This window comes from Hymenobacter sp. R533113 (genome assembly GCF_056835965.1).
In genome coordinates this window covers 268,277-293,853 of the sequence record NZ_JAKWBD010000016.1, presented here as the reverse complement: position 1 = coordinate 293,853, position 25,577 = coordinate 268,277, and the positions used below count along the sequence as shown (strand labels likewise).

Here is a 25,577-nt window from a genome sequence, read left to right as displayed (position 1 = left end):
CGGCCCCCTCTCCCATGGAGAGGGGAGCCAGGCGCTCGGCCTACGCCGCCCTGTCGGCTGCCGCCTCCAGCACGGCTACCTGATTCATACGCTAGGCACAGCAGCAAAAAAGCCCCCCGGTAGTAGACCGGGGGCTTTTTTGCTTTCTAAAAGAACGCGGTAGCGGTTGCGGAGGCGGCAGCCGACGTAGCCGCGCAGGCCGAGCGTCTGGCTCCCCCTCTCCATGGGAGAGGGGGCCGGGGGTGAGGCCACGCGTTGAACAACCGAAACTGCTCCTCTCAAACAACGACCGCGACGATTAGACGCGAATAGGCGTTTCTACCTGCCTTGCTTAATGGCGGCCACGATGGACTTGGCGAAAATGGGCGCCACCACCTGCTGGCCGGCATTGTTGAGGTGCACCAGGTCGTGGTAATAGGTTTTGTCCTTTTCGGTGCCAACGGGGCCCACGCGCGGGTCCTGGGCTACATCGGCCAGCTCGTGGAAGAGGGTGTTGCCGCTGGCCTTCGTGGCGCGCAGGGCCACGTTTACGGCCAGGCGGTCGCGCTCCTGGGTGGCGGGGAAGTCGTCCTCGGAGCGGGGCAGCAAGCTACCCATCACGATTTTCCACTCCGGATGCGCGGCCCGCGCGCGGCGGCACACTTCCAGCAACGACTCTTCGGCCTGCTTGGCCGTGGCACCGTAGTAAATATGGTTGGTGCCTTCCCAGAGCACCAGCACGTTCACGTCCTTGGTGGGGTCGAAGGCGGCATTAATCTTCGGCATCTGGTCCAGCACCTGGGGCGTGACGTAGTTGGCTATCGCGAAGTTTTCCATGGTGCCCGCCCCGAGGCTAGCTCCCCCCTGGCTCTGAACCTCGGTCATTATCTTGGTATCGATAACGAAGCCCAGGTAGCCCGAGAGCAGACTGTTGCCGGCATACGTGATTTTGTAGGTAATAGGAGCCGCGGGCGTAGGGGCAGGTGCAGGCGCCGGGGCTGGGTCCGGATTAGAATCGGAACCGCTGGAGCCACAGCCAAAGATGCTAAGTGAGAGGGCAACGAGTAAGCTGCGGGTGGTGATTTTTATAGACATGAAGTTCGTTTTTGGATCAGGAGCTACCAGAGTGCAAGCTGTTGCGGAATAGTACACTCGGTTGATTAAGGACCCTAGAACGTGCATTTAGTCAAAAAAGATATTCACCTCATTATCTGCTTTCGGGAGCGTTAGGCTTGTGCGCACTGCGCAAGCAGCGAATCGAGCAAGGATCAAGACGCAAACAGGCGTCTCTACGTCCGGCGTACATGGATGCTTACCCGCTCGCCATCCTCGCTGGTGGTCGGCATCACATCAATGCGGTCGGCCTCGTCGAAATGCGTGGCCAGCCCGCGCACAATACCCACCGCCAAGCCGCTCATGCGTCGCGACGAGACGTAGTCAATGATCAGCTCATTCTCACCCAGGCGCTGCACTTTAAGTACTGGGGGGCTATTCTCGGGGTGCTCGCTACGCACCTGCTTGTGTATAGTCATCTCCGTGTTTTCTATCATGTCGAGCGTTTTCCACTCGGGCCGTATATGCTTTTGATACATAAACATCAGATCGGGCACGAGGTACTCACCAAACTTCTCGTGCAGCTCACCGGACGAGAGCCCTGTCATCTCGGCAGCCTGGCCCATGAGGTCGTAGATATGCTTATCGGGGTACACTGTTTTATGATCAAATTCCAAATTCTCCAATCCGGAATTTTCCATAAGCTTAAGCCAAGTGCTATGGTCGTACTGCGTTTGAACGTAGCGTTTTAGCAACATGAAAATATGGCCGTGCATACTATGGTCTGATAATACAATTAGAAACGAATTATGAAGATGCAACTGCCTTACTACTACCAAGAATTGTTTTATTTCTAGATATCAAACTCCCAGCTCGTTCGCGAATGTGCTCATTACATGGTTCAGCTTATTAGGCTGCCACTCTGCTAAAGTACAAGCCTCCAACTAAAGCACCATTCCAAACCGGATGAATAGTACGGCTTACAACCTGAGCATACGAGTAGAGATGCATAGTTAGATTACCTGTACTATAGATTAAATAACAGCTCCTGCGGCGGCCCGGCCGGCCACGCGGCCGGAAAATAGGCAGCCACCCAGAAAAGTGCCCTCCAGGGCGCGGTAGCCGTGCATTCCGCCGCCCCCGAAGCCAGCGACTTCGCCCGCCGCGTAGAGGCCGCGCACGGGGTTGCCTTCCGCATTAAGCACCCGGCCGGAAAGGTCGGTTTCCAGGCCGCCCAGGGTTTTGCGGGTGATAATATGCAGGCGCACCGCAATGAGCGGCCCAGCCGCCGGGTCGAGCAGGCGGTGGGGCTTTGCCGTGCGGATAAGTTTGTCGCCCAGGTAGTTGCGTGCTCCCCGAATAGCCGTAATCTGGCTGTCTTTGCTGAATGAATTGTCCAGCTGCCGGTCGCGGGCCCGGATTTCGCGCTCCAGGGAAGTAAGGTCGATGAGGTGCTCTTCCGTTAAGTCGTTCATGCCTCGCACGAGGTCGGCCAGGGTGTCGCGCACTACAAAGTCGGCGCCGTGCGTCTTGAAGGCTTCGACGGGAGCTGGGGCCGCTTTGCCGAAGGCGCGGCCGAGGGTCTGGCGCCAGTCTTTGTTGGTCAGATCAGGATTTTGCTCCGAGCCGGAAAGGGCGAATTCCTTGCGCAGAATACGTTGCGTGAGCACAAACCAGCTGTAGTCGTGGCCCGTTTGGCGCAGGTGCCGCAGCGTGCCCAGCGAGTCGAAGCCGGGAAACAAGGGCACCGGCAGGCGGTTGCCACGGGCATCGAGCCACAGCGACGAAGGACCCGGCAGAATGCGAATGCCGTGGTTGGGCCAGATGGGGTTCCAGTTCTGGATGCCTTCCGGGTAGTGCCACATGCGGTCCTGGTTGATTAAATGCCCCCCAGCCGCCGCGCTAATGCCCAGCATGAGCCCATCGACGTGGGCCGGCACGCCCGACAGCATGCTTTTAGGCGGCTCGCCGAGGCGCGTAGGCCAGTTCTGCCGCACCAGCGCGTGGTTGGCCCCAATGCCGCCCGACGTTACGATAACGGCCTGGGCATAAAACGCGAAGTCGCCGACGGCCAGGCGGGAGCTTTTCTGTCCGCGCAGCACGTCGCTGGGCTCCAGAATTTCGCCTGACACGCCATGCACGACCCCATTCGTTACAATTAACTCCTCTACCCGATGCCGAAATTTGAAGGTGATAAGCCCGCGTTTTACGGCCTCGCGCACGCGGCGCGCAAACGGCGCTACCACGCCCGGCCCCGTGCCCCAGGTGACGTGGAAGCGCGGCACCGAATTGCCGTGGCCGATGGCGCCATACCCGCCCCGCTCGGCCCAGCCTACTACCGGAAAAAACCGCAGGCCCTGCTGGTAAAGCCAGGAGCGCTTCTCGCCGGCCGCAAACTCTACGTAAGCCTCGGCCCAGCGGCGGGGCCACTTGTCCTCGGGCCGGTCGAAGGCGGCGGTGCCCAGCCAGTCGTCCAGGGCCAGGGCCTGCGAATCGCGGATACCGAGGCGACGCTGTTCGGGGGAATTGACCAGAAAAATGCCCCCCAGCGACCAGAATGCCTGCCCGCCCAGGCTCTGCTCGGGCTCCTGGTCCAGGAGCAAGACGCGCTTGCCCGCATCGGCCAGCTCTGCGGCGGCCACTAAACCGGCCAATCCGGCCCCGATTACAACAACATCAGCCTCCATTCGAAAGTAATAAGCGAAAGTAAAAATGGCGGCTGATAGAGCAGAGCCCGCCGACCGTAGCCAGCTATAAACGGGTTAAGGCGCTGGCTTTTGCGCCTGATGCCAAGCATTGTAGCGACGAACTACTTGTGGTAGGTCGCGGGCCCGGTACTGGCCTGATTTAAGGTCGGCGACCAGGTCGGGAAAATCGGCAAAATAAACAGCAGCATCTTGGGGAAATTTCCATCCGTTGACGTCTTCCAGCCGCCTTTTATTCGTGCGATAGATAACGAGAGTGTTGTCGGGATTGTACACCCCGCGCTTACTCAACGGGCCGAACGTGGGGTATTTCGCGTTTTTCTGGGGAATGATACGAGAAGTGTACTGAGTGCTATTAATCAGGGAATAGGCATAGGCACTCATCCCCCTGGGGCCAGTAGGATTGCTATAGCTAGTGCCGAGCAAGCCGCCACCGCTAAAAGGTGTTGCTTGCTGAACAAAACTGTGAAAGCTGTAATAGTAGAGCTGCGCTTCGCCGGCTACTACCTGCTGCAAAAAACCACGACTTGGCTTGGTGCTGCCACCCTGCAAAAATGGAAGGGAGATGTAGCGTATTGTATCCTGGTCCTTAAAATAAGTGTATGAAATAAGCTGATACCCATCTAACGAGAGCCGTTGAGTGCCTTGCACAGGAATAAACTCTACCTGAATCTGCTGCGCCAGCCTATTAGTCGGAACAATTGCCCCCCGCAGGGTGTCGCCGCCGGCCGTGACGACGTAGCCCGGCAACGGTTTTTTCTTTTGGGCAAATGCGCCCACGCTCAGCCCCAGTATGCAAGTCAGCAGGAGGGAGCAACGACGCCAACAGAGTAGAAGCTGCATAACGGAGCGGAAATGCAAGAGGGAAAAGCCTACTGCTAAGTAAGTAAAGTATACCCATTCTCCTACGGTTTAGGCCGGCCATTTTGCAGCATTCTTATCTTGTGTAGAAACTAACCGTGCTAAGCGAGCCTACCGCGCCGGTAAATGCCCGCGTGGATGCCGAATCTGCTCTATCTTTCGTCACCTTGCCTGCGGAGCCGAGTGGTTGAGTAAGCCGCTGGCCGAACCAATTCAAGCAGCCTTGTTTCCAAATTTCCAGTATGAAGCAACTATCCTATCCAGCGGGCTTTGTCCTCGCTTGTTCTCTCTTAAGTGCTTGTCAGATGCAGCAATCGACTGATACGGACGATTCAGGGGCGGTGTGGAAGTCGGAGGCGTACGCCGTGTACCGCGATAGTGTGGTGCAGGGCAAGCATGTGGCGCGGGTAGTTTCGCCCACCTCGCTCACCTCGAACTACCAAAGCCCGGCCAATGCGTTTCAGAGCCCGGAAATCAACTTTAAGTTTAGCCTGAACGGCAAGGACAACGAGCTGGCGCCGGGCCAGGACCACCGGTTTGTGGCCGTGCCGCGGGCGGGCACGAGTGCCGCCGAATTGCCGGTTATCGTGTTTGGGCAGCGCTACCTGGACCCTGGGCCAGTGCCGGCTGATACCTATTTGCCCCCCAACACACCCATGAAGATTCGGCTGGACATGCGGCCGGTGCTGGCGGCGTTCAAGAAGCAGGGCTACTACACCACTTTTAAGGGCGAAAAAATCTATAAGGAAGACTTCAAGCAGGTGTTCGTGGCCGGCAATACGGCCCCGCTAAGCTGGGATTTTGACAACCTTGTAAATAAGCCCGAGCTGGAGCTGAAGGACCCGGATGGCAACGGTATTTATGAGACTACGCTGACCCTAAATGCCCCCCAGGCCGCCAAAACAACCGCCGGGAAGTGGGAGAAGTCGATCAGGACCGATGACTTTCCGCAGTACACCTCCGATTACCCGATTGCCGATGCGCTGTACAATCTGGCGCTTGAGGAGGCGCGCCGGGCCGTGGAGCCCGACAGCACCTTCCGTACCGGCAAGGAGTGGGCCGGCGTCTGGACCCGCGACATCAGCTACAGCATCATTCTGGCTATGACCACGTTGCAGCCCGACGTAGCCAAGAAAAGCCTGATGCGCAAGGTATCAACGGACGGACGCATTATTCAGGATACGGGCACGGGCGGCGCGTATCCGTGCTCCACCGACCGCATGATTTGGGCTACGGCCGCTTGGGAAATCTACAAAGTGACCGGCGACGAGCAGTGGCTGCGCACGGTATATCCCATCATCAAAAAGTCGATTGCGGATGATGTGCAGAACGCCTACAACTCTCAAACCGGCATGGTGCGCGGCGAGTCGTCGTTTCTGGATTGGCGCGAGCAAACCTACCCCAAGTGGATGCAGCCCGTGGATATTTATGAGTCAGAAACGCTGGGCACCAACGCCGTGCATTACCAGGCCAACGTGGTGCTCAGCCAGATGGCGAGGCTACTCGGCGAGCCGGCCGTGGCCACGAAGCACCAGCAGCTGGCCCAGCAGATTAAACAGGGTATGAACAAGCACCTGTGGCAGGCCGATAAGGGCTATTATGGCCAGTTTCTGTACGGCCGCACCTACAAGATATTGTCGCCGCGGGCGGAGGCTTTGGGCGAGGCGCTCAGCGTGCTTTTTGGGGTAGCAGAAGGCCAGCGGGCGCAGCAGGTGGTGCAAAAAACGCCCACCACGGCTTACGGCATCAGCTGCATTTATCCCCAGATTCCGGGTATTCCGCCTTATCACAATAACGCCGTGTGGCCCTTCGTGCAGAGCTATTGGGCCCTGGCGGCGGCCAAAGTGGGCAACGAAGCCTCCCTGACCGAAAGCATGGCCGCCATCTACCGACCCGCCGCGCTGTTCCTGACCAACAAAGAGAATTTTGTAGCCGAAAACGGTGACTTTGCTGGTACCCAAATCAACTCCAGCAATATGCTCTGGAGCCTGTCGGGCAGCCTGAGCCTGGTGTACAAAGTGTTGTTCGGAATGGATTTTCAGGCCGATAAGCTCGTGTTCAGGCCATTTGTGCCGCAGGCATTTGCCGGCTCCCGCAAGCTCGCGGGCTTCAAGTATCGGGGCGCGGTGCTGGACATTGACATGGAAGGCTACGGCAATGAAATTGAAACTATCACTCTGGATGATAAGCCGCTGACTGACGCTACTATTCCGGCCACGCTCACGGGTCGTCATAAAGTACGCATCGTATTAGCCAAAAAAGCCCCCCAGGAGGCTCCCGTAACCCAGGTAGCCAACCGCTTCTCCCCAGCCGCGCCCGAAGTTACTTTTGCCAATAATCGCCTGACCTGGCCGAAACAGGAAGGCGTGAAGAGCTACCGCATCCTGAAAAATGGCCGGGCAGTTGCAACCACCACCACGCAGGCAGAGGCCACCGATGCGACCGGCTACGCCGAGTACCAGGTAATAGCCATTGATGCGGCGGGGCTGGAGTCGTTTGCCAGTGAGCCGCTGGTCGTGAATGGCGACAAGTTCAGTCAGCAGGTGCAGATGGAAACGGTAGCGCCGAAAGCGGCCCGCGGCTACAAGGGCTTCACGGGCCAGGGCTTCGTGGAAATCAGCAAAACGAAAAACAAGGTGCTGGCTATTCCCGTGACGGTGCCGGAAACGGGTTTGTACGCCGTTGATTTCCGCTACTCTAATGGCAACGGACCAATCAACACGGAGAACAAATGCGCTATTCGCACCCTGCGCAACGGTCAGCAGCAGCTGGGAACCATCGTAATGCCCCAGCGCGGAGTAGCAGAGTGGTCGAACTGGGGCTTCACGAACTCGGTGCTGGTGCGCTTGGAAAAAGGCCCCCAGACGCTGACTTTGGCCTTTGAGCCGGCGAATGAAAATATGAACGGCGAGGTGAATCAAGCCATGCTGGATTATCTGCGCCTGACACGGGTGGAGTAAGTGGTGAGATGGTGAAATTGTGAGATGGTGAGTTTGATGTTCTAGCCGTACCATTAATGCAAAATGCACATTGAGAACATCAAACTCACCATCTCACAATTTCACCATCTCACCACTTACCATTCGGTAAAATGTTGGAAATTGCCACTCCTACTTCCCACCCTATACTTTTTGATCTTACACCATTCCTTATGATGACTGAACAACTCACCACACTGCGGGCCGGCGTGCTTTACGGCGACGAAATTCAAGCACTTTTCCGTCATGCCAAGGCCAATGCCTACGCTATGCCGGCCGTAAACGTGACGGGCACCAACACGGTAAACGCCGTTTTGGAAGCGGCCAAGGCGGTGAATTCACCGGTTATGATTCAGTTTTCTAATGGTGGTGCCCAGTTTTTTGCCGGCAAATCGGTGCCGAACGGCGACCAGCGCGCCAGCATCGCGGGTGCTATTTCGGGTGCCCAGCATGTGCACCTCATGGCCGAGCTGTACGATGTGCCCGTTGTTCTGCACACCGACCACGCCGCTAAGAAGCTTCTGACCTGGATTGATGGCTTGCTGGAAGCCGGCGAGAAGCATTTCGCCCAATATGGCCAGCCGCTGTACAGCTCCCACATGCTCGACTTGTCGGAAGAGCCGATTGAGGAAAACATCGAAATCTGCAAGCGCTACCTGGAGCGCATGAGCAAGATCGGGATGACCCTGGAAATCGAGCTGGGCGTAACCGGCGGCGAGGAAGACGGCGTGGACAACTCCGACGTGGATAGCTCCAAGCTTTATACCCAACCCGAGGAGGTAGCCTACGCCTACGAACAACTGAGCGCTATCAGCCCGCGCTTCACCATCGCGGCGGCCTTCGGCAATGTGCACGGCGTGTACAAGCCCGGCAACGTGAAGCTGCAACCTAAAATTCTGCATAATTCGCAAGAGTTCCTGCGCCAGAAGCACAACATCACTGAGGCTCTACCCATTGACTTCGTGTTCCACGGCGGCTCGGGCTCCAGCCAGGAGGAAATCCGCGAGGCTATCAGCTACGGTGCCATCAAGATGAACATCGACACCGATTTGCAGTGGGCGCTGTGGGAAGGCATCAAGGATTACTACAAGAAGAGCGAAGGCTACCTCCAAGGCCAGATCGGCAACCCCGACGGCGCTGACTCGCCCAACAAAAAATACTACGACCCGCGCGTGTGGCTGCGCAAAGGCGAAGAGACCTTTGTGGCGCGTCTGAAGCAGGCATTCGAGGATTTGAACGCGGTTAATCGTCGGCCTTAACGCAACAAGTGGCCTCACCCCCCGGCCCCCTCTCCCAAAAAGAGGGGAGCCAGGCGCTCGGCCTACGCGGCTGCGTCGGCTACCGCCTCCGCAACCGCTACTGTGTTATCTAAAAAGAAAAAGCCCCCCAGCAACAAGTTGGGGGGCTTTTTTAGTGTTAAGTTTAGTAGATGAAGCTGGTAGCCGTTCTGGAGGCGCCAGCCGACGCAGCCGCGTAGGCCGAGCGCCTGGCTCCCCCTCTTTTTGGGAGAGGGGGCCGGGGGTGAGGCCCACGGGACCAGGGGTCAGGTCCCTCGTTGAACGGCCGGTAATGAGGCCCTACAATGTCTTTGTAAAACTCACCCGAATCTTAACCTGAAAATCGGCTATTACTTTGAAGGTTTCCTTTAACGTTACTTGCTCCACCTGTGTGAGCGTGCGCGGGTCGAGGTAGTTGGTGGGAGGGGTGCGGTCGTTAATAATCTGCTGGGCTTGCTTCTTGAGGCGAATGCCCATCAGGTAATAGTAGGCGTGCAGAAGCTCCTGATATTCTTTGTCGGTAAACACGGTCTGCTCATTGAGCAAGGCCATTCGCTCGCCGGTGTTAGTGGTAAAAACCTGCTGCCGTAGCGCGTACACCCGCACCAGATCCACGATGGGCGTCATGGTTTTCTTCAGGTCGAAAACCTGTTGGGAGCCTTGCGTGAAGGTGCGAATGTTGCGGAAAAACGTGAGCGGTGGCTCGTACTGTAAGGCGTTGTTAGCCATGTAATACAGGAAGCGGTCGAGGCGGCCTTGCAGCTCAGCGCGCAGATGGTCCTGCAGCTCCGTTACCAGACTCTCCTCGCCGTAGAGGTAGCGGCAGTCGAAGAATGCGGAAAATTTCATTACCGTCTCCTGATTCGCCTCCGTCATCCAGGCCGTGTAGTTGCGCTTCCAGTGCGAAAGCGAGTGCGTCCACTTCGGGTTCATCGCCATCAGGCCGCCTTCGCAAAAGGAGAAGCCAATGTTGTTGAGCCGCTCCGATACGATGCGGGCAAACTCCAGGAAATATTCGCGTACCGCCTCGCGCTGCTCGTTGGCTTTGTCTTCGTAGATAATAGCGTTATCCTGGTCGGTGAGCAATGTTTGCTCTTTGCGACCCTCACTGCCCAGCACAATAAACGCGAATTTGGCAGGCGGCGGTCCTTGCTCCTGAATCACGCCCTCAATGACCTTCAGCGCGATGGCATCCGAAACGCTGGAGATAATCTGATTAACGATTTCGGGCTTCACGCCCCTGTCCAGCAACTGGTACACCATGTTGGGCACCTGCTCCCAGCGCCGCTTCAGCTCCCGCACCGACAGCGTCTGCTTCACGGCCTGAATGAACACAAATGGCGACTGGGCCTGGTCGCTGAGCAGCTTGTTGCGACTGATAAACCCAAGGTACTCGCCGGCTTTTTTACCAATAGATACCGGGTTTTGGTCCTGAACATGCGCAGCACGGCCTCATACACAAAGGCCTGGCTATCAATATCCACCACGGGCGCATCCATGATACTCGCGACCGGCTGGTTCGCATCGAGCAGGCCGGCTACTACCTTGTCGCGCAGGGTTATATCAGTTACGTAGCCTATAATGGAAGCGTCGGGCTCGTCGGTGGTGATGAAGTAGCAGCTGGTGCGCGCGGCGGCCATGCGGCGGGCCACCTCCTGAATAGGCGTGCTGCCGGGGCAAGCCACGACATCGCGCAGCTCTACGGTTTCGAGCCGGCGCGAGTAGAGCTGGTCGGAGGCAATGTAATTTTGCCCCCAGCCCTCTGATCGGGTCGCAAAAAGTGGGCGTATTCGGGGTTGAGCATTTGCTGCCCATACCGATGTGTAAAGTATTGGAAGAAATCGTCGTAGGCCTGGCATAAAGCCCGAAAATCGCGCCGATGCAGAACATAAACCCGCGTGCCTTTGCGGGCCATGACGGTGCGCAACGACCTTTTCTTGTTCAGCAGCACCGATACGCCGCCGTAGCAGGAGCCTGGGGGGCTAATTTCGATCAGCCGCTTGTTCTGCTGACTGTCATAGAAAAACGTCTCGTATTCGCCCTCTACAACAAGATCAATCCCGCGCAGCTTCGTTACATCCTGCAGATAAATAACCACCTCCTTGGGGTGCGTCACTTCCTGCAGCAACTCGGCTACTTCCTCCAGCACCTCGTCAGGCAGGCGGTTGAAAGGTGTCACCGTTTTGAGAAATTCCAGGCGGTCGTTCATGTCAGAATAAGAGTAGTAAAGCCACCAGTGCGGCCAAGGCCAGCACTACTATAAAATGGGTCAGGGAGGGGCGCCACCGCCGCGCAACGGTTTTGCCGGGTTCGCCAAGGGGGCGTTGAGCCATCATAATCTGTTCGTTGATATCACCGCGCTGCCAAAGTGCAAAAAGCAGCGGGCCGTAGCGTAAGCGTCGGTCAGCGCGTCGTGCTCACGCGTCATGGGTTCCCCCAAAGCCGTTGATGCAGCTCATTCAGCCGCAGCCCCCGTATCGGCTGAGTCGAATGCTGCAGAAAGCGCGCCGAGGTAATCATGGTGCAAAACGTCGGTAGCTCACTCACCAGATTATCCAGCCCGGCGCGATAAAAGCCCACGCCCATCATATGATAATCGAGCTGCATAAAATGGGCGACTACCAGCGGCTGATACTGTAGCAAATCATCGTACAAACGGCGCATTACCTCGTGCCGCGGCTTGCCATGCTCCCGCAAAAAATCGGGTGTGATACCGTGAATCGTGGTAGAGGCCGGGCTCATATCATAGTCGCTGGCCAGGATGTAATGGTTCTCTGCCTTTACCTCCTGCCCGTCGCGCGTGTACACTACCCACGCCAACTGGGCAATGTGGGGCCAGTTGTCGCGGCTCGAATACGGCTTGTTCCAATCCTGCGGGATGCCAGATGTTTCGGTGTCCACGAAAAGCAGATATTCTCTCACGCTGCTCTGCTTTAGGTTTGATGATTGTTTGACGATGTCTCACTTAGCGGCACCGTGGGCCTCACCCCCGGCCCCCTCTCCAAGGATTCCGCGTATTAAGCGGCGAAGGGGGAGCCAAGCGCTAGGCCTACGCGGCTGCATCGGCTCTCGCCTCTGCAACCGCTACCGCTACCGTATTATTCTGTCACTAAGTAAAAGCCTTCAATAGAAAGTTGAGAGCTTTTTTTAATTAAGCATAGTATTTATTCGGTAGCCGTTCTGGCGGCGGCAGCCGACAGGGCGGCGTAAGCCGAGCGTGAGGTTCCCCCTCTTTGTGGGACTTCGCGCTTTAAGCGAACCGGGGCCGGGGGGTGAGGCAACCGGGATAGGGGGGCGCTAAGTGAGGCCCCGCTGGGGGGCAAATTTACCTCCTAACGCTCACCCGAGCGCAACGACGACTCCCGAATAAACAGTTGCGGTTGGAGCACCACCTGGCGCTGATAAAAGGGCGCGCCTTTGGCCTCCACCAGCTCCATAAATAACCGCACCGTCGCTTGGCCCATCTCCTCGCAGCGCTGATCCACGGAAGTCAGCATGGGCTCCGTAATGGCCGTGAAGCCTTCGTTGCTGAAGCCGGCCAGCGCAATACCCTGCGGCACCCGAATACCACGGCTTTTGAGTAATTGGAGCGCCCCGAGAATGGCGTAGTCGCCGGCGGCAAAAACGCCATCCGGCGGGTTAGGCAGCGACAATAGCTGTTGCATGCCTTTCGTACCTTGTTCCAGGGTCATGTCGGAGTAGATAATCAGATCCTCATCGAGCGGCAAGTCAAAGCTGCGCAAGGCATCCAGATAACCCTGACGACGGTTTTTGTAAATGTTCAGGTGCTGCGGACCTGCAAAATGCGCCACGCGCCGGCAACCCTGCTCCAGCAGGTGCTTCGTGGTTTGGTAGGCGCCCTCCCGGTCGTTGAGCACCACGGCATTCACGTTGTCGCCTTCTAAAATACGATCAAAAAAACCAGCGGAATACTCCGCTTCCGCACCTTTTCAAAGTGCTTGAAATCGCGGGTATTGCGGGATAATGATACCAAAATGCCGGCTACCTGGGCGTTAAGCAAGGTTTCGATGTTCTTGCGCTCATTGGCAACATCCTCGTTCGACTGGCAAATGATTACGCTAAAGCCAGCCTTGCGGGCCGCCGTTTCGATACCATGCACTACCGACGGAAAAAAGCGCCCTTCAATGTAAGGTACAATGACGCCAATAAGCTTGCTTTTGCCCTTGCGCAACGCCGCCGCCATCTGATTGGGCTGGTAGTTCAGCTTTTTGGCCAGCTTCAATACCTTCTGCTTGGTGGCGGGCCCGATGCTGTAGTGGTCGCTGAGGGCACGAGAAACCGTGGTCATAGAAACCCCTAATTCCTTGGCCAAATCGGCCATGGAAACAGGGCTGTCGGGTACTTCCTGCGTTCTTTTTTGGGTGAATTCATTTCGCTGCTCCAAGTAGGCACAAGATTGCGATTTGTCCAGCTAATTTTTTCTATTTCGCTTTGCTGAATTAACACGTAGACAGAATGTATGCTGGGGGGCATTTATCTTCAGCCGTTCAGAAAGCCTAACATCTAAGCCTTAAAAACATCTTTCGCATGAATCCATTAGTAGCCATCCGCCAGTTTGACCAAAGTATCTGGCTCGATTTTATTCGACGCAAAATCCTGATTAACGGAGAATTGCAGCGGCGCATCACCGATGAAGCCCTGCGCGGCGTGACCTCCAATCCGGCCATTTTTGAGAAGGCCATCGGGGGCAGCGACGACTACGACGCGGCCATTCAGAGCTTGGCTTTGCAGAATAAGTCGGTAGACGAAATCTACACCGAGCTGGCCATTGCCGACGTGCAGCACGCCTGCGACCTTTTCCGCCCAGTGTATGACGGCCACGATAACTCCGGCGACGGCTACGTGAGCCTGGAAGTATCGCCGGCCCTGGTCAACGATACGGAGGGCACCATCGAGGAAGGATTGCGCTTCTGGAAAGCCGTCGACCGCCCCAATGTGATGATTAAGGTGCCGGCCACGCTGGAAGGGCTGCCTGCTATCCGTCGTCTTATTGCCGAAGGAATCAACGTGAATGTGACGCTGATTTTTGGTCTGGAACGCTACAGGCTGGTAGCTGAAGCCTATATAGCTGGGTTGGAAGACCGCGTAGCGGCCGGTCAGCCCATTGATAGTATTGCCTCCGTAGCCAGCTTCTTCCTCAGCCGCATCGATGTGCTAATTGACCCGATGCTGGAAAAAATAGCGGCTGAAGGCGGCGCGAAAGGCGAGCTGGCGCAGTCGATGGTAGGCGAAGTGGCGCTGGCCAGCGCTAAGCAGGCCTACCAAGTCTATAAAGAGATAGTTGTAGGTCCTCGTTGGGAGGCTTTGCAAGCGAAAGGCGCCAATACGCAGCGTCTGCTGTGGGCTAGTACCGGTAATAAAAATCCGAAGTACGACGACCTGAAATACATCACAAACCTCATCGGGCCCCGCACGGTGAACACGGTGCCCGTGGAAACGCTGGATATTTTCCGCGAAAAAGGCCAGCCCGCCGACTATCTGGAGGAAGGCCTGGAGAAAGCCCAGGAAGTGCTCCGCCGCCTGCCCGAACTCGGTCTCAACTTGGAAGAGCTGACCAACCACTTAGAAATTGACGGCGCGAAGAAATTCAACGAGCCCTTCGGCAAATTGATGGAGTCGTTGGACAAGAAGCGGCAGCAGGCCTTGGCTACGACTGTGTCGGCTGCTACGATGCAGCTTGGCGAGGCCCAAGCTGCTATTGATACTAAAATTCAGGAGTTCAACGCGAAAAACTTTACTGACGGCTTCTGGCAGAAGGACGCTGCGCTCTGGACCCAGGATGTGGAAGCTCAGCAGAGCGTGCGCAGCTTTATGGGCTGGCTGCGTGTGGCCGAAACGATGGTGCAAGCCGTGCCGGAAATCGAGCAGTTTGTGCACGAGGTAAAGGCCGCCGGCTTCAAGCACGTTGTAGTAATGGGTATGGGTGGCAGCACGATGGCGCCTATCGTGTTCAAAAAGTCGTTCCCGCAGGGCGAAAATGGCCTGCCGATTTCCGTGCTGGACACTACCGACCCCGGCACCGTTAAGCAGATTGAAAAGTCGATTCCGCTGGCGGAAACCCTATTTATCGTAGCCAGCAAATCGGGTACGACGGCCGAGCCGCTGGCTTTTGGCGACTATTTCTACGACCGTGTAAAGCAAATTAAAGGCGATAAGGCCGGCGAAAATTTCGTGGCCATCACCGACCCCGGCTCCAAGTTCGTGGCCTCGGCTACGGAGCAGGGCTACCGGCGCATTTTCCTCAACTTCCCGGAGGTTGGGGGGCGTTTTTCGGCTCTGACGTACTTTGGTCTGGTGCCCGCTGCGCTGTATGGAATAAGCATTGGCGAGCTGTTGGCGCGGGCCATTGGGATGATGCGGGCCTGCGGCGCTTACGGCGCTGGGGGCAAAATCCAGGCTTGGAGCTTGGTGCGGCCCTTGGAGTGCTGGCCGAGCAAGGCCGCGACAAGCTGACGCTGGTTGTGCCGGAGTCATTGAGCGACCTGGGTTTGTGGCTGGAGCAGCTGCTGGCGGAAAGCACCGGCAAGGAGGGTAAGGGGATTCTGCCCGTAGCCGGTGAACCCCTTGGTGAGCCAAGCCTGTACGGGCAAGACCGCGTGTTTGTGTACGTGGGCTATCAGAATGAAGCGGATCAGGCCAACCAGACCAAGCTGCAACAGCTGGCCCAGGCGGGCCACCCGGTTATCAGCATTCTGATGAAGGACGCGCTGGATCTGGGGGCTGAATTCTACCGTTGGGAGGTCGCCACGGCTGTTGCCAGCGCCGTGTTTGGCATCAATCCGTTTGACCAGCCTAATGTGCAAGCTGCCAAAACCGCCACCGACCGCCTAATGAAGGTAGTGGAGCAGGAAGGCCGGATTCCGCAGAAAGAGGCACCGAAAGTGACCGAAAACGGTGTAGCTTATTACACTGCCATGAGTGGCAACAACGCCGCCGACGTGCTGCAAAACTTCTTCGCGCAGGCCAAGCCCGGCGACTTCCTGAATGTGCAGGCTTACCTGACGGAATCGTCGGCGCTGAGTGAGAGCTTGCAGCAGCTGCGGGCTCAGGTGCAGGAGCAGTTGCACATTGCTACTACCTCAGGCTACGGGCCGCGCTTTCTGCACTCCACGGGCCAGTACCACAAGGGTGGACCCAACACCGGCCTGTTCGTGCAATTCACCGTTGATCACCCGCAGGATTTGCCGTTGCCGGGCCGCTCGTACACGTTTGGTACGTTCAAGAATGCCCAGGCCCAGGGCGACCTGGAGGCATTGCAGCAAAACGATCGGCGCACGTTGCGAGTGCATCTGGGCGCTAATGCCGAGCAGGGCATGCAAACCGTGCTGGCCGCTCTGTCCTCCGCGTCGCTGAAACGACAGGAAGCGTAAGTGGCTGTTAACCAGGCCTCTGACTTGTAGCACGGACCGTTCCGCGTCGAGCAACGCGAGAATCAGGCGTCGGTAGTCGTCGACAGGCGCAGGGTTTCTCGCGTTGCTCGACGCGGAGCGGTCCGTGCTACATTTTGTGGTCTGACTTTCTTGGCTTTAAAAAACGCAAAAAAGCCCCCCAGGTGCTGCAATAGGCAGCGCTGGGGGGCTTTTTTAATTGCCAGTAGTCTTGATTACCAGTAAACCGTGTAGAGGGTGGTGATGAGCACGAACACTATAATGGAACCGATAGCGAAGCTGCGGTTGGTTTTGAACATGCTGCGGTCAATCTCCAAGCCATTGGTTTTCACGCCGCGGCTATTCTCAATCAGGCTGATAATCACCATCATCAGAACGCAGATAATGAATACGATACCCATCCGGTCGAGGAAGGGAATCTCGTATACGCCTTCAGCGTTTTGAACTGAGAAGCCAATCGGAGCCAGGAACGACAAATCCATCATGTTCGGCAGGAACTTAAGCAGAACCGAAAGCAGGAAGCCGCCGATAGTAGCAAATAGAGCAGCGGTCGACGTGGTTTTCTTCCAGAAGAAGCCCAGAATGAACATGGCGAAAATACCCGGCGACACGAAGCCCGTGTACTCCTGAATGTACTGGAAGCCACCTTTCTTGTCGATGCCCAGGAAGGGAGCAATGAGCACACCCAGAATCATGGCTACCACTACCGAGATTTTACCCACTCTTACCAGCTGCTTCTCCGAAGCATTCTCGTTGAATACTTTTTTGTACACGTCGAGGGTGAAGATGGTAGCGATACTGTTGGCTTTACCAGCCAGGGAAGCCACAACCGCCGCCGTGAGGGCCGCAAACGACAAGCCTTTCAACCCGACGGGCAGGATGTTGAGCAATACTGGATAAGCCCGGTCAGGATTGACGGAGCCATCCTGCATCATCTCGGCGCCAAATACGTCGGCTTTGAACAGAACGTAGGCCGCAATACCGGGCAGCACCACAATTATCGGCATCAGCATTTTCAGGAAAGCCGCGAACAGCAAACCGGCACGGGCGGTAGGCAAATCGGCGCCCAGGGCGCGCTGGGTGATGTACTGGTTGCAACCCCAGTAGTTCAGGTTCACAATCCACATACCGCCGAGCAGTACCGTCAGGCCGGGCAGATCGAGGTAGTTCGGATTGTCACGGTTGAAAATCATGTGGAAGTGGTCGTTCGCTTGGTTCGTCATCAGCGAGAAGCCCTTAAGCACGCCCGTAGTGCCGTAGTGCTCAGCCACCAGATTCAAGGCCAGATACGTAGTCGCCAAACCACCCAGAATCAGGAAGAACACCTGAATTACGTCGGTGTAGCCGATTACCTTCATACCGCCCAGGGTGATGAAAATAGCGAATATGGCCAGCAGGTACATGCAGAGCGTAAGGTCGAAACCCGAGATGCTGCTGATAGCAATAGCCCCCAGATAGAGGATAGAAGTCAGGTTTACGACCACATACAACATGAGCCAGAAAACGGCCATAATCATGGCCACCGTGCTGTTGTAGCGCTGGCTCAGGAACTGGGGCATGGTGGCAATGTTGTTTTTCAGGTACACCGGAATGAAAAACACCGCCACGATAATGAGCGTGATGGACGCCATCCACTCGTAGGTGGCAATGGCCAGGCCCATCTTAAAGCCGGAGCCCGACATGCCCACAAACTGCTCAGCCGAGATGTTGGAGGCAATCAGCGACGAGCCGATAGCCCACCACGTCAGGGAGCCCTCGGCAAGGAAGTAGTCCTTAGAGTCGCCGTCTATTGTGCCATCGTGCGTGTTCTTGCGCCGATAAATCCAGATGCCATAGGTGGCAACAATGATGAAGTAGACAATGAAAACGATGTAGTCAATCGTTGCGAGCTGATTCATTGGAAAGAAGTAGGGCTTTTGGCTGACTGAGGAAAGGATTGCGGAATGTAATTAAATTATCGTCCGCTGTACGCTACTTCGTTGTAGCGCAACTCATTTTTAAAGGTGCGCAGCTTCGTTTCGTCATCAATCAGCACATATTCAATCCCCGCCATCTCGGCAAAATCCTCCAAATATTCAGCCGTCAGGTTTTGGCTGTAGCCCGTGTGGTGAGCACCGCCGGCCAGAATCCAGGCCGCCGCGCCTACTGTCAGGCTGGGCTTTACCTTCCACAGCACGCGGGCTACGGGCAGCTTGGGCAGGTCCTGCTCGGGCTCTACGGCTTCCACTTCATTTACAATTAAACGGAAACGATTGCCTAAATCTATGATGGTCGCGTTCAGGGCCGGGCCGGCGGGGCAGTTAAACACCAGTCGCACCGGATCGGCCTTGCCACCGATGCCCAGCGGATGTACTTCGCAGCGCACCTTACCCGTGGAAATGGTGGGGCAAATTTCGAGCATGTGAGAGCCGAGTACCTGGTGGTTGTTGGGGGCAAAATGGTAGGTGTAGTCTTCCATGAAAGAATTGCCTCCCGGCAGGCCGGCGCCCATCACTTTCATGGCCCGCACCAGGGCTGCTGTCTTCCAGTCGCCCTCGCCGCCGAAGCCGTAGCCCTCCGCCATCAGGCGCTGGGTAGCAATGCCGGGCAACTGAGCCATACCGTGCAAATCCTCAAAGGTGTCGGTGAAGCCTTTGGCGCCGGTGTCCTGCAAAAACTTGCGCATGCCGGCTTCAATGCGAGCCGCCTCACGCAGTGACTCGCGCTGGTCGCCACCATCTTTGAGGGAGTCAGCCAACTCGTATTCCTGCTCGTAAGTATTCAGCAGCTCGTTTATCTGCTCGTCGCTGACGGCGTTGATAACGGCTACCAAGTCGCCGATGCCGTAGGTGTTCACGGAGTAGCCAAACTTGATTTCGGCTTCCACTTTGTCGCCTTCGGTGACGGCCACGTAGCGCATGTTGTCGCCGAAACGAATAAATTTTGCCCCCTGCCAGTCGGCCCAGGCGCAAGCCACGCGGGCCCACACGTTCAGGCTCTGGTGCACGGCGGAATCTTGCCAATGCCCTACCATCACCTTGCGATTCAGGCGCATGCGGGTGCCAATAAACCCAAACTCCCGGTCGCCGTGCGCCGATTGGTTGGTGTTCATGAAGTCCATATCAATGTCGGCCCACGGAATGTCGCGGTTGAACTGGGTGTGCAGGTGGGCCATCGGCTTTTGCAGAATCTTCAGCCCATTAATCCACATTTTGGCCGGCGAGAAGGTATGCATCCAGGCAATCAGCCCCACGCAGGTTGCGGTGGTATTGGCTTCCTGCATGAGCTGATAAATCTCATCGGGGCCTGTTAAAACGGGCTTGAATACGATGTTGATGGTCAGCTCGGTATCCAGCGCTGCGGCAATCTGCTGGGAATGCTGCGCGACTTGCTCCAGGGTTTCGGGGCCGTACAGGTGCTGGCTGCCGGTGATAAACCAAGCTTCGTGGTGAGAAATATCTAGCATAATAAGGGAGAGAGAAATGTCAGGAGGTTTTTGTCATGCTGAGCGGAGTCGGAGCATCTCTACCGAGTAGTAATCTCAATCGTTGCTCAACGAAGCGGTAGAGATGCTTCGACAAGCTCAGCATGACCGCCTTTTTAGTTGATTTACTATTCCCATGTCAGCACGCGAGATGCTTCGCTACGCTCTGCATGACGTTCTGATTTTTTGGGCGGACGCTTATGACTGCCCGTAGTATGAATTCACGCCGTGTTTTCGGTCGTAGTGTTTCTGAATCAAGGCGTCTTTCAGGCGCGGGGCATCGGGGCGCAGGGTGCGGCTGAGGTAAGCCATGCGGGCTACTTCTTCCAGCACCGCGCTGTTGTACACGGCTTTCTCCACGGTTTTGCCCCAGGTAAAAGGCGCGTGGTTGCTGAGCAATACCATTTCCACCTTAGTAGGAGAGAGGCCGCGGCGTTGAAACTCGTTAAGAATCTGCCAGCCGGTCTGGTGCTCGTAGTCGCCGGCAATCATGGCGTCGGTCATGGGCGGCGCGCAAGGAATGTCGGTGGAGAGGTGGTCGGCGTGGGTGGTGCCGATAATGGGAATATCCAGTTGGGCCTGTGCCCAAGAAGTGGCATAGGTGGAATGCGTGTGCACAATGCCGCCAATATGGTCCCAGTGGTTGAACAGCACGGCGTGGGTTTTCGTATCCGACGAAGGCCGCTTGTCGCCTTCCACCACTTTGCCCCCCAGACTCATAATCACAATGTCGTCGGGCCGCAAGGTGTCATAGGGTACGCCACTTGGCTTGATGGCAAATATGCCCCGTTCCCGGTCGACCACGCTGGCGTTGCCGAAGGTGAACAGCACCAGCCCCAGCTTGGGCAACTGTATGTTGGCCTCATAGCAGGCCTGTTTCAAATCCTGGTACTGGCTCATGCGGTAGTGTTTATGGCGGGTTCAGCGTCTCGGGATTCGGTAAAATCGGGTGCTTCATTTTTGCCCCCCAGCGTCCTGGATTCTACAAATTGACCCAAGGCCTGGTACTGGGCGTAGCGACGCTGGTAGTCGGCCACGCGGGCGGGGTTGGGATGATAGGTTTCGGCAAAGCCGCTGCCCATCACGCGTTGGGCAGTCAGGACATCAGGGTGTACACCGGCCGCAACGGCCGCGTACATCGCTGAGCCCAGAGCCGGCGCCTGCTCGGAGGTCGCAATCTTGATGGGGCGGTCGAGCACGTCGGCTAGCGTTTGCATTACGAACTGCGACTTTTTGGCCACGCCACCGATGCCAATTACCTGCTTAATCGGAATGCCTTCCTGCTCGAAGCGCTCCACAATTTGCTTGGAGCCGTAGCAGATGGCTTCTACCAGCGCCCGGAATATCTGGGGGGCATTTGTGCCCATCGTCAGGCCCATGATGGCGCCTTTCAGAGCTTGGTTAGCGTCCGGGGTACGGCGCCCGTTTACCCAGTCCAGCGCCAACACGGACGACTCCTCGGGGTCAACCTCGGCGGCAGCTTTGGTCAGCTCAACCAGCAGCTGGTCGCTCATTTCTTCACGCAGGGCTTCCTGCTGCTCGGGCGTGAGCACCTTCGACCGCGGCAATAGCGTGAGCAGCGGCCACTCAATAATCTGCCGGAACCAGGCCAGCAAATCGCCAAAGGCTGACTGGCCCGCTTCCAGACCTAGCATGCCCGGAATCACGGAGCCATCTACCTGACCACAAATGCCTTGCACCAGCCTGTTGCCTACTTCGGCGGTGGGCGCTACTACGATGTCGCAGGTGGAAGTGCCCATCACTTTTACCATGGAATAGGCCTCAATCTCGCCGGCTACGGCGCCCGCGTGGGCATCAAACGAGCCGACCGCTACTACTGTATTCGTGGTTAGGCCCAGACGCTCAGCCCACTCAGCCGAGAGGTTGCCGGCGGGTTGGTCAGCAGTGAATGTATCTTGATACAGGTGCCCGCGAAGGTAAGTCAGCTTGGGCTCCAGATGCACGATAAACTGCTCCAGCGGCAGGCCGCCCCAGCTCTCATGCCACAGCGCTTTGTGGCCGGCGGCGCAGCGGCTGCGCCTAAAGTCAGGCAAATTGCCCCCCGTGAGTTGTAGCGTCACCCAGTCGCAGTGCTCCATCCAGGAGTGGGCGGCTTTGGCTACGGCCTCGTCCTCGCGAACCACATGCATGATCTTCGCCCAAAACCACTCCGAGGAATAGATGCCGCCTTCGTACTTGGTGTAGTCTTCGCCGCCCCAGGTGCGGGCTTTGTGGTTTATTTCGGCGGCTTCGGCCAGGGCCGTGTGGTCTTTCCAGAGCACGAACATGGCGTTAGGATTTTCCTCAAAGCCGGGTGTCATGGCCAGGGCAGTGCCGTGCTTGTCAACGGCGCAGGGCGTAGAGCCCGTTGTGTCCACCGCAATGCCTACTATCTGCTCGGCGGGGACCTTCTGAGCTACCTGACGAACAGTGGTTTCCAGTCCTTCGATATAATCCAGCGGGTGCTGGCGAAACTGGTTGCGGGCGGGCTTGCAGTAGAGCAGCTTTTTCCAGCGGGCATAATAATGCACGGCCTGGGCCACCTCGGCACCGGTACGGGCATCTACCAGCAAGGCGCGCACGGAATCGGTGCCATAATCGACCCCGATAACGTAGGCATCCGCTCCGGAATCAACGGATGGAGAATCTTGCACGGTATGGTTAATTAATAATTAGTAATGTAAGCATGAGCAATGAAGAGTGAGTAACCAGGAGTTAGAGCAGTTTCGAAGTCGCTGTACAGCCCGGCGGGCCGATGTAGCGCGCAGCTTCTGCTTCGCGCCTAGTTGAGCAGCTCAGGGGGCTTTTTAGCGATTATACAACGATACGCGAAGCGGAAGCTGCGCGCTACATCCTGTCCACTGGCTCCGAAATCGCTCTAGCAGTTGACCTCAATTCTTCATTGCTCATTCTTCAATCTTCATTAAGCGCAGCGTTTATTTGCGCACGCCAAACTGATGCACCGTAGACGAGCGCATGGTTTCGCCCGGCTTCAGAATGGTAGTGGGGAACTTGGACTGGTTAGGCGAATCGGGGAAATGCTGGGTTTCCAGGCAGAAACCAGCGTTTTTAACGTACTTGGTGCCGCCTTTGCCCGTGAGGGTGCCATCGAGGAAGTTGCCGGTATAAAACTGTACGCCGGGCTGGTCGGTGCTGATGGTCATCGTGCGGCCCGAGGTGGGCTCGTACACCATTGCCGCTTCGTGCATGGTGTTGGGACCACCGGTTGCTTTCAGTACCCAGTTGTGGTCGTAGCCGCCTTCTACCTGCCCAATCCGCTCACCGATGGCGTGGGGAGTAGTGAAGTCGAAAGGAGTGCCGGTTACAGGGCGCAACTCGCCCGTCGGAATCAGGCTGGCATCCACTACCGTGTAGCGGTCGGCATTGAGCGTCACCTGATGACTGAGAATATCCTTGGCCGTGCCGTGGTTGAGGTTAAAGTAGCTATGGTTGGTGAGGTTGACGGGCGTAGCCTTATCCGTGGTGGCCGTATAGTCGATGCGGAGCGCGTCGTCGTTGGTGAGCGTGTACACTACCTGCACATTGAGGTTGCCGGGGTAGCCTTCCTCGCCGTCTTTGCTGCTATAAGTCAGCGTCAGGTTTTGGCCGTCGGCGGAGTTGCCGGGCTTGGCTTGCCACACTACTTTATCGAAGCCTTTTATGCCCCCGTGCAGGTGGTTGGGGCCGTTGTTGGTAGCCAGCGTATACTCTTTGCCATCCAGGGTAAATTTGCCCCCTTGATGCGGTTGCCGTAGCGCCCGATCAAGGCCCCGAAATAAGGACCCGACTTCACGTACTCCGGACTCTGGTAGCCGCTCACGTTGTCGAAGCCCAGCACGATGTCACCCAGCTTACCGCTTTTATCCGGCATTATCAGGCTAGTAAGCGTACCACCGTAGTTGGTGATTTTGGCTTGCAGGCCGTGGGCGTTGGTGAGCGTGTAGAGTTGGACTTCCGTCCCGTCGGTCGTCTTGCCGAAGGAAGTAGCGGTTGGGGTCATAGCGGTGGAGGCTGTTTGGGTGGAGTCAGTGGCAGCGCCGGAGCTGGCGTTTTCGCTGGCGGGTTGCTGGTTGCAGGCTACCAGAAGCAGCACACTGGCCAGGTTTCCGCCTAGCGAAGAGATACGGGAAAAAGAGGTCATAGCAGAAAAAAAGGGCTTTAAGTGGTCAAAAACCGTGGGAGGAAGGTCAAAGAGAGAATAGAAAAACGGTTCAGCAAGTAGCGTTACCAGGGTGTCAGTTTACTACTAAATAATCAGAGGTGAATATCTTGGGGCAATTAGTCCAGGAGTAACGGTGCTATTGGCCTGCTCAAAGCGGAAGCGCTGACACGCCAAGCCGGTACTTGCAGACCCCTGCGGCTTGGCCCCAGCGTCTGGCGAGCAGCCCGATACATTGGCTGCCAGGCCGCCCAGCGCATCGGTGATCTTGTATTTGTCGTTGCCCGGCGCCGTAGAGTTCTATTGCCGTTACCCATTCAAGTACATCCGTTGAATTCTAAAAAAGTAAGGTCAGCTGGCGGCCGGCAACTTCCTCCATATTCAGATTTGATAAGGAGACTCCCAGCAGCCGTACGCCCTGAGTCAGGGGTAGCAATCCGGTCAGCAATTCCAAGCTGATTTGTTCGAGCATGGCTTTTCCCTCGACGCCAGTGAGGGCTGTGCGGCTGCGCGTGACCTGCTGGAAGTCGGCATATTTTACTTTCACGGTCACTGTGCGGCCTCTGGTGTCGGTGCGCTCACAGTAAGCCCACACGGATTCCAGGCAGGGGGCAATTCCTGCCGTCAATTCATCATAGCTGGTCAGGTCCTGCTCGAACGTAGTTTCGGAGCCGATAGACTTCCGAACCCGGTCGGCTACCACGGGGCGGTGGTCCTGGGCGCGGGCAATTGAATAGTAGTAGCCACCCGCCTTGCCGAAGTTCTGTCGTAAAAACGCCTCCGTTTGCTGGCGCAAATCGAGGCCGGTGAAGATGCCCAACTGATTCATGCGCGCCGCCGTGACGGGGCCAATACCGTGAAAATGCCCCACAGCCAACGTTTCTACCAATGCCAGGCCCTGGTGCGGCCGGATGACGAATTGCCCGTTTGGCTTGCGGTAGTCGGAGGCCAGCTTGGCCAGAAACTTATTGTAAGAGATGCCCGCCGAAGCCGTAAGCTGCGTTTCGGCCAGAATAGCGGCCCGTATCTGCTGGGCCACCTGCGTAGCCGACGCTATCTGCTTGAGGTTTTGGGTTACATCAAGGTATGCTTCATCAAGGGAAACAGGCTCAATAAGCGGCGTGTACTCGGCGAAGATGGCGCGTATCTGCCGTGACACGGCTTTATACACCTCAAAGCGCGGCTTGACGAATACCAGCTCCGGGCATTTGCGCAGCGCCACCGACGAGGCCATAGCCGAGCGCACGCCAAACTCGCGCGCTTCGTAGCTGGCGGCGGCTACCACGCCCCGCTGCCGCGACCCACCCACGGCCACGGGCCGGCCGCGCAACGCGGGATTATCGCGCTGCTCCACGGAGGCGTAAAACGCATCCATGTCGAGGTGAATGATTTTGCGGTGTTCGGGTTGGGGCTCCACGGCTGCGGTTCTCTGCTACCACGAAGATACTGCCCACTCGCGGAGGTGCCAGCGCCTGCACCCTGAACTTATCTGGGGGGCAAATTAACGCTAGCAAATGCGAGTTGGGGAGTGGTTGGAATCAGCTGAGGAGGGAAGCTGGTTTTCTGGCTTTTAGCGCTAACTCCTAGCTCTGGACACTCCCTACCTCTAGCTATTTAACTCCTGGATAACCCCGGTAACTCCTGCCCACATGACCAGGCTTTACCGGGGATTGATATTTTAAACTGACTTTTG

The 25,577-nt window shown here is 56.9% G+C and carries 19 protein-coding genes and 1 pseudogene; 4 read left to right on the top strand and 16 right to left on the bottom strand.

Features of this window, described 5'->3' with window-relative positions:
• Nucleotides 1-318 precede the first annotated feature (318 nt).
• The 4 genes from MKZ35_RS23105 to MKZ35_RS23090 all read right to left on the bottom strand — a co-directional run bounded on the left by MKZ35_RS23105 (nucleotide 319) and on the right by MKZ35_RS23090 (nucleotide 4,580).
• Nucleotides 319-1,074, bottom strand: a complete 756-nt coding sequence (locus tag MKZ35_RS23105) for an SGNH/GDSL hydrolase family protein (protein ID WP_482515562.1) — start codon at nucleotides 1,072-1,074, stop codon at nucleotides 319-321.
• A 194-nt stretch (nucleotides 1,075-1,268) separates the two neighbouring features.
• On the bottom strand, nucleotides 1,269-1,790 hold the full coding sequence (locus MKZ35_RS23100; protein ID WP_482515627.1) for a heme NO-binding domain-containing protein: 522 nt from the start codon (nucleotides 1,788-1,790) through the stop codon (nucleotides 1,269-1,271).
• A gap of 276 nt (nucleotides 1,791-2,066) precedes the next feature.
• Nucleotides 2,067-3,719: an FAD-binding dehydrogenase gene (locus MKZ35_RS23095; RefSeq protein WP_482515561.1), complete on the bottom strand. Its 1,653-nt coding sequence runs from the start codon at nucleotides 3,717-3,719 to the stop codon at nucleotides 2,067-2,069.
• A 75-nt stretch (nucleotides 3,720-3,794) separates the two neighbouring features.
• Nucleotides 3,795-4,580, bottom strand: a complete 786-nt coding sequence (locus MKZ35_RS23090; RefSeq protein ID WP_482515560.1) for a hypothetical protein — start codon at nucleotides 4,578-4,580, stop codon at nucleotides 3,795-3,797.
• A 323-nt stretch (nucleotides 4,581-4,903) separates the two neighbouring features.
• Here MKZ35_RS23090 and MKZ35_RS23085 point away from each other — a divergent pair, with 323 nt between their 5' ends.
• On the top strand, nucleotides 4,904-7,558 hold the full coding sequence (locus MKZ35_RS23085; RefSeq protein ID WP_482515559.1) for an alpha-L-rhamnosidase-related protein: 2,655 nt from the start codon (nucleotides 4,904-4,906) through the stop codon (nucleotides 7,556-7,558).
• A gap of 194 nt (nucleotides 7,559-7,752) precedes the next feature.
• Nucleotides 7,753-8,835: a class II fructose-bisphosphate aldolase gene (gene fbaA / locus MKZ35_RS23080; RefSeq protein ID WP_482515626.1), complete on the top strand. Its 1,083-nt coding sequence runs from the start codon at nucleotides 7,753-7,755 to the stop codon at nucleotides 8,833-8,835.
• A 318-nt stretch (nucleotides 8,836-9,153) separates the two neighbouring features.
• On the opposite strand, the gene MKZ35_RS23075 is transcribed toward fbaA, so the two are convergent.
• The 6 genes from MKZ35_RS23075 to MKZ35_RS23050 all read right to left on the bottom strand — a co-directional run bounded on the left by MKZ35_RS23075 (nucleotide 9,154) and on the right by MKZ35_RS23050 (nucleotide 13,195).
• Nucleotides 9,154-10,188 carry a DUF294 nucleotidyltransferase-like domain-containing protein gene (locus MKZ35_RS23075; RefSeq protein WP_482515558.1) on the bottom strand — a complete coding sequence of 345 codons (1,035 nt, stop codon included), beginning with the start codon at nucleotides 10,186-10,188 and terminating at the stop codon, nucleotides 9,154-9,156.
• The gene (locus MKZ35_RS23070) at nucleotides 10,170-10,538 is read right to left on the bottom strand and encodes a CBS domain-containing protein (protein ID WP_482515557.1); all 369 of its coding nucleotides are present in this window, start codon (nucleotides 10,536-10,538) and stop codon (nucleotides 10,170-10,172) included. Before MKZ35_RS23070 ends, MKZ35_RS23075 begins: the two co-directional genes overlap by 19 nt.
• A 14-nt stretch (nucleotides 10,539-10,552) precedes the next feature.
• Nucleotides 10,553-11,062 (bottom strand): Crp/Fnr family transcriptional regulator, encoded by a 510-nt coding sequence (locus tag MKZ35_RS23065; RefSeq protein WP_482515556.1) that lies wholly within the window; start codon nucleotides 11,060-11,062, stop codon nucleotides 10,553-10,555.
• A 215-nt stretch (nucleotides 11,063-11,277) separates the two neighbouring features.
• A complete protein-coding gene (locus tag MKZ35_RS23060) occupies nucleotides 11,278-11,775 on the bottom strand; it encodes a 3'-5' exonuclease (RefSeq protein ID WP_482515555.1) in 498 nt (165 codons plus the stop codon).
• Between the two features lie 410 nt (nucleotides 11,776-12,185).
• Complete coding sequence (locus MKZ35_RS23055; protein ID WP_482515554.1) at nucleotides 12,186-12,734, bottom strand: substrate-binding domain-containing protein; 549 nt, start codon at nucleotides 12,732-12,734, stop codon at nucleotides 12,186-12,188.
• 20 nt (nucleotides 12,735-12,754) lie between these two features.
• Nucleotides 12,755-13,195, bottom strand: a complete 441-nt coding sequence (locus tag MKZ35_RS23050; protein WP_482515553.1) for a LacI family DNA-binding transcriptional regulator — start codon at nucleotides 13,193-13,195, stop codon at nucleotides 12,755-12,757.
• Nucleotides 13,196-13,401: 206 nt separating this feature from the next.
• Between MKZ35_RS23050 and MKZ35_RS23045 the strand changes: the two genes are divergently transcribed.
• Together MKZ35_RS23045 and MKZ35_RS23040 are read left to right on the top strand one after the other, a co-directional pair.
• Nucleotides 13,402-15,327 (top strand): bifunctional transaldolase/phosoglucose isomerase, encoded by a 1,926-nt coding sequence (locus MKZ35_RS23045; protein WP_482515552.1) that lies wholly within the window; start codon nucleotides 13,402-13,404, stop codon nucleotides 15,325-15,327.
• Entirely contained in the window at nucleotides 15,273-16,244 is a 972-nt protein-coding gene (locus tag MKZ35_RS23040) for a hypothetical protein (protein ID WP_482515551.1), read from the top strand. The genes MKZ35_RS23045 and MKZ35_RS23040 overlap by 55 nt, the downstream gene beginning before the upstream one ends.
• Nucleotides 16,245-16,477: 233 nt before the next feature.
• On the opposite strand, the gene MKZ35_RS23035 is transcribed toward MKZ35_RS23040, so the two are convergent.
• From MKZ35_RS23035 to dinB, 6 genes and pseudogenes are all read right to left on the bottom strand, one after another.
• The gene (locus tag MKZ35_RS23035; protein WP_482515550.1) at nucleotides 16,478-18,160 is read right to left on the bottom strand and encodes a sodium/sugar symporter; all 1,683 of its coding nucleotides are present in this window, start codon (nucleotides 18,158-18,160) and stop codon (nucleotides 16,478-16,480) included.
• 56 nt (nucleotides 18,161-18,216) lie between these two features.
• Nucleotides 18,217-19,707 carry an L-arabinose isomerase gene (gene araA, locus MKZ35_RS23030; RefSeq protein WP_482515549.1) on the bottom strand — a complete coding sequence of 497 codons (1,491 nt, stop codon included), beginning with the start codon at nucleotides 19,705-19,707 and terminating at the stop codon, nucleotides 18,217-18,219.
• A gap of 216 nt (nucleotides 19,708-19,923) precedes the next feature.
• Nucleotides 19,924-20,625 carry an L-ribulose-5-phosphate 4-epimerase gene (locus MKZ35_RS23025; RefSeq protein ID WP_482515548.1) on the bottom strand — a complete coding sequence of 234 codons (702 nt, stop codon included), beginning with the start codon at nucleotides 20,623-20,625 and terminating at the stop codon, nucleotides 19,924-19,926.
• Nucleotides 20,622-22,379, bottom strand: coding sequence for a ribulokinase (locus tag MKZ35_RS23020; protein WP_482515547.1), 1,758 nt, complete (start codon nucleotides 22,377-22,379; stop codon nucleotides 20,622-20,624). Before MKZ35_RS23020 ends, MKZ35_RS23025 begins: the two co-directional genes overlap by 4 nt.
• 282 nt (nucleotides 22,380-22,661) lie before the next feature.
• Nucleotides 22,662-23,725, bottom strand: a pseudogene (locus MKZ35_RS23015) (aldose epimerase family protein).
• 496 nt (nucleotides 23,726-24,221) lie between these two features.
• Entirely contained in the window at nucleotides 24,222-25,259 is a 1,038-nt protein-coding gene (dinB, locus tag MKZ35_RS23010) for a DNA polymerase IV (RefSeq protein ID WP_482515625.1), read from the bottom strand.
• Between the last annotated feature and the right edge of the window lie 318 nt (nucleotides 25,260-25,577).